Source organism: Mitsuaria sp. WAJ17, from assembly GCF_014174515.1.
In the GTDB taxonomy this organism is placed as follows: Bacteria; Pseudomonadota; Gammaproteobacteria; order Burkholderiales; family Burkholderiaceae_C; genus Roseateles_B.
In genome coordinates, this window is sequence record NZ_JACJUG010000153.1 from 1 (window position 1) to 335 (window position 335).

The following is a 335-nucleotide window of genomic DNA, read 5'->3' on the forward strand; positions in this document are numbered from 1 at the left end:
GAAGGCACGGTCGCCGATGCCAGCATAGTTGTGGCCGGGCGGGTTGTTCTGGAAATCATAGAAAGACCAGGCATTGCCCCAGCCGCCAGCGGCCGGACTGTCGGGGTCGGCCACCATGTCGTAGAACTCTCGCCGCAGGGTCCAACCGTAGCCTCCACCGGCCGAAGCGCTCTTGACACCGCTCGTGGTCGTTAGGGCTGCCACCATCGAGCACTTGCCCGCACAGTCGGTCCAGGTTGGTGCTCCTTGTTTCAAGACTTGGTACTTCTCGCTCAGGTTGACGCGGTAGGGTGTCCGATGGCGTGAGCCGATGCGCATGTAATAACGCACGAACA

1 pseudogene is annotated in these 335 nt (G+C 61.5%); it reads right to left on the minus strand.

Annotation, left to right across the window (positions count from 1 at the left end):
- Positions 1-335, minus strand: a pseudogene (locus H5407_RS23825) (hypothetical protein); the annotation flags it as partial.